Raw genomic sequence first — 4,229 nt, 5'->3', positions numbered from 1 at the left:
AGGTACGGGACAGTGCCCTTCGTGCCGCACTGCTGCGCACGCAGCGTCAAGGCCCGCGACATGTTCATGCCCACCAGCCAGTCTGCATAGCCGCGGGCTCTGGCAGCGTCCGACATCCCCACGAAATCCTTGTTGTCGCGCAGATCACGAAGGCCAATCTCGACAGATGTGTCGTCCATGCCGCTGGCGATGTAGCGCTTCACCGGCTTGCGAACACGCAACTCCGAAAGGATGGCATCCACCACCAACTGTCCCTCGCGGTCGGGGTCACCCGCATGGACGACGATCTCCGCCTCGGAGACGAGCTTGCGAATCGCGCTCAACGCTTCACGATTCGTGCATCGCAGGGTGAACTCGTCCTCGGTCGGAACCAGAGGCAGGTGCGCACGATCCCACGCGAGGCGTCCTGAATCCCCCACCTTCCGGGCATCGGGGAATTTCTTGGACAGGTAGAAGTCCGGCTCCTGCAGCTCAAAGATATGGCCACGAGCCCAGGAAACCGCCCAATCCTTGCCGCGGATGAAAAGCTCCCCTCGCTCGGTGACGGGAGACGTACGCTCCAAGACACCGGCGATGGCCCGAGCGACCTTCGGTTTCTCGGCGATAAAAACACGCTTCAGACCGGACATGTGATGCCCCTGTTTAGGTTATTGATTTTGGTTTTGGTATGATTCCGCCAGATCGACCAGCGAAAGTCGCTTTTCCCGCTCATTCCTTCAGACCTGAGTGCACGAACATGGCCACGTCCAAAGGCATCACCCCGCAAGAGCAGTCCATCRCCGACACCCTGATCCGGGAGCGCCGAGGCACCCCCGAACGCGTGCTGAAGGAACTCAAGCGCGTCCGCCCGGTGCTGAAGCAGCTTGTCGACGAGAAGGTCCCGATGAAGGACATCCTCAACCGCTTCATCAAGGGCGGCCTGGAAACGCGCGTGACGGCGAGCCAGGCGCGGGAGTACATCAAGCAGCAGTTTGACTACCCGCCCACGCGCGAACCCCGCAAGAAGAAGACGGGCGCTACGAAGAAGGTGGCGAAGAAGGCCATCAAGAAGAAAGCTCGCTGATACCCCAGCAGAGCTGACATGCGAAGGGGGCGCGCCGCAGGCTGCGCCCCCYTTTTCGTTTACAGGCCGGCCGTGGCAGGACATGCCACCAGCTCCCCGACCGCCGCGGCGAGATCCGCCACCGAATCCGCCCCAATCGCTGCCGAGCTCGCCGAGCTGACGGTCGAGCCGTAGCGCAGCATCTGGCCGGTGGCCGCGTCGAAAACCGCAGCCACCACCGGGCCCGCATTGTCAGCGGCATCCCGCTCCACCACCGCCACCTGGATCTCGGCGGCGGAGGCTTCGCTGGCGTCCCGGTACTCCACATCCGCAACCGTGCGGCGATCTTGGGACACCAAGCGCACGTAGGGCGATTCCGGGCCCAGGCTCGCCAGCGCCGGTTGCAGCTTCGTCAATGTCTGGAGGTCGGTCATGTTGGGCCTCACGCGCTCATTTTGATGCGTGTATCACGGTCGGATTCTTGCATATAACTTTCGTTATTGTAAGTGGTTAGCGAGGCCCGCTTTTCGTTCAGCATGGCTCGCATACGAGCCGGCGCGTACAGCAGAATTCCCGCCTTGTTCAGAATCGCTGCCACCTGAGGCAGCTTGTCCGAATCGAAGCGAGCAGACATCGTGCTGCGCGAGCCGGCGAACTCACCCACCAACTTCACCAGGTCGTCGTTGGCGAACACGTGGCCGCCGCGGATCTTCGTTCCAGGGCACTGGAGCACGTACTGCCCGTTGTGCTGATACAAGAACGTGTCGACGTCTGCGGAGGCCTCCATGCCACAGCTCGTCGACAGTCRGGCCGTCCGGTCATGCCCCATCACCGCCAACAGCTGGTCCGGGGTTTCCATCGCAACCGGGAGCTCCTGCAGGTGGCGCGGCTCGAACCCGCGAGAGAGCAGAACGCCACGATGACGCTGACCATCCTCGTCCGTGTAGACCACGGACGACCCCAGGCGCTGCTGCGCAGCCAGCTGGGCAGCCTTGAACATGTTGCCGTCGAGCACATACCGCGTGTCCGTGACCTTGCCTTCCGGCGCCATCTCGAACTTCTCTTCCATGCGCATGTCGGTCCGGTAGCTGGGCACCAGCTCGAACATGGGATCTTCGTGCAGCGAGTAGAACGAGCGCTCCACGAGCGTCGAGGAACCGGGGACCGCGACGCGAATGAGGTAGGCGCTGAGGCTGTCCTTCTGGCGCTCGCGGACGGGCATGGCCAGATGCACGATCACGCCCGTCACTGGGTCATTGTCATTGCCGGTAATCGTCACCTGGCCGCCGAGCTCAAGATTGCCCAGCTGCGTGATCAGAAAGTTGACGCGCTTCTGGGCGTTCTTGACCGCATTGTTGTCCTTGTGATCCAACGCTTCCTGCACGTTCTTGAACTTGCGCGGAAGGGCTCGCTCCATGATCTCCGGCTTACTGGTCACCAGATCACGATGGGCATGCTGCACGTAACGCTGGAAGGCGTTGAGCGGGTCATGCGGGATAGCCTGCTCGTACTCTCGCTTGCATGCATCGATCCGCGCCTGCACATCCGACCACCGCAGCGGCTTGAGGATGCGATCGCACTTGATCGTGCGCAGGTAGATCGGCTGGCTGAACACCGAGTTGGACGAAGCATCGCCCGCTTCGTAGATCTCGCGGCTGTACTCGCGAGCCTGCAGGTCGACCTCCTTGGACTTGAGGGGATTGATGCCTTTCTCATCCATTTCGGCGATCAGGCGTGTGTATTCCGTGGTCAGCGCAGCGTAGATCTCTTCCTGCTCGCTGACGCGCAGCATCACCAGGCGGGAGGTCAGCTTGTTCACGAAGAAGGCCGGCTCGCGCTCGCGATCGGTTTCCAGGTCCATGTCGATGTCGAGGCGGCGGGCGATATCCGGATTGGCATCCAGGTAGCGATAGGCCACGTCATCGCCCACGGCATTGAGGAAGTCGGGGACATTCGCATCCAGCGATGCGTTGTCCTGGTTCGACGTCACGTTGGCAGACAGCTTTCGGAGCTTGGCGTTCGCCATGGCGATCGGCCGGGCCTGGCCCGGAAGGCCGGTGCTGAGCGATTCGATGATGGGCGAGGATGTCTGGCCGCGGCGATTGACGCGGCCATGGAACTGGATGCGCTTGCTGACATCCAGCGCCATCTGCACCTCGAACATAACGCGCTGACGCTTGTCCCTGAATTTGGGATCGGTGTGCAGCGAGATGCCGGTGCTGCCCGAGCGCGAGAGCACGACGGCATCGTCTTCGCCCGAGATGAAGGACTGCACTACCTGTGCCTTGGGCTTCTGGACGATCTGGTAGGGGTACCACTCGCCGTCCTGGTTGCGTAGGCCCAGCTTGCGGCCGGTCAGCTCGCCGCACTTGAAGCCGGCCTGCTCGACCCGGTGGCGGATCACGTCGATCGGAGAGACGGCCAGCATCGGCATGGCATTGATGAGCTCGCGCGTGCGCTTCACACCCTCGATAGCGCTCTCGGAACTGATCGCGACCTTGCTCCGCTCGCCGTAGCGGTCCGACTCCTCATAGAACGCCAGCTTGTCCAGCACCCGGTGTAGGACATCGGCGAAGGTCAGGCCTTCGCCCAGGCTGGTGCCAGCCATGTCCGGATTCGCGATGCGCTCTGCAAGTTCCTCCGCGGTCAGCTCTTCATCACCCTCAAGGCCGAGCAGGGTTTCCTTCAGCAGCGATTCCATGGTGTTCTCCAGAACGAACACCGGCTTCTGTCCTGCCTTCAGCGCCTCGATGGCGCGATCGGCCGCCAGATCCACCTGCAGGGCCAGCAGGAACTGTCTGTAGATGTTGAACAGCCTGGAGAAGTAGTTGATCGACACCGCACCCATGCGGTTGCCCTTGCGCTCCTGGTCCGTCATACCCTCCAGTTGCTTGCGGATCTCCTTGTTCCGCTCGCTGACGAACTCGTTGATGTCGCCGGCGATGTAGTTCATCACCTCAAGGATGCCCGCCAAGTGGTCCGACAGTTCGCGGTTTCGCTCCTGGCGTTCCTCGGTGTCTGCGATGACGCGAAACTCCAGATCGCTCAGGTCATGCTCGCGCCGGATGAAGACGCCATCGGCGGCCAGCATGGAGGACAGCACTTCCTGCAGTGCTTCGCCGCCAGTAGCGAGCGTTTCCGGTAGCGCACCGATATTGACGCTGGCCGGGAACAGGCGGCTGTAGAT

4 protein-coding genes are annotated in these 4,229 nt (G+C 62.2%); 1 reads left to right on the top strand and 3 read right to left on the bottom strand.

Annotation, left to right across the window (positions count from 1 at the left end; all coding sequences use genetic code 11):
* Nucleotides 1-629, bottom strand: a 629-nt coding sequence (locus AC04L7_RS13380; RefSeq protein WP_475513185.1) for a toprim domain-containing protein, incomplete at its 3' end; no start/stop codon positions are given.
* A 107-nt stretch (nucleotides 630-736) separates the two neighbouring features.
* Between AC04L7_RS13380 and AC04L7_RS13375 the strand changes: the two genes are divergently transcribed.
* Nucleotides 737-1,063: a hypothetical protein gene (locus AC04L7_RS13375; protein WP_475513184.1), complete on the top strand. Its 327-nt coding sequence runs from the start codon at nucleotides 737-739 to the stop codon at nucleotides 1,061-1,063.
* A gap of 59 nt (nucleotides 1,064-1,122) precedes the next feature.
* On the opposite strand, the gene AC04L7_RS13370 is transcribed toward AC04L7_RS13375, so the two are convergent.
* Complete coding sequence (locus AC04L7_RS13370; protein WP_436001302.1) at nucleotides 1,123-1,476, bottom strand: hypothetical protein; 354 nt, start codon at nucleotides 1,474-1,476, stop codon at nucleotides 1,123-1,125.
* 8 nt (nucleotides 1,477-1,484) lie between these two features.
* On the bottom strand, nucleotides 1,485-4,229 hold a 2,745-nt coding region (locus AC04L7_RS13365), incomplete at its 5' end, for a strawberry notch C-terminal domain-containing protein (RefSeq protein ID WP_475513183.1).

The organism is Pseudoxanthomonas sp. LjRoot204_2 (assembly GCF_056175765.1).
The sequence above is the reverse complement of the archived record's forward strand: the minus strand, read 5'-3'. Positions and strand labels throughout refer to the sequence as shown.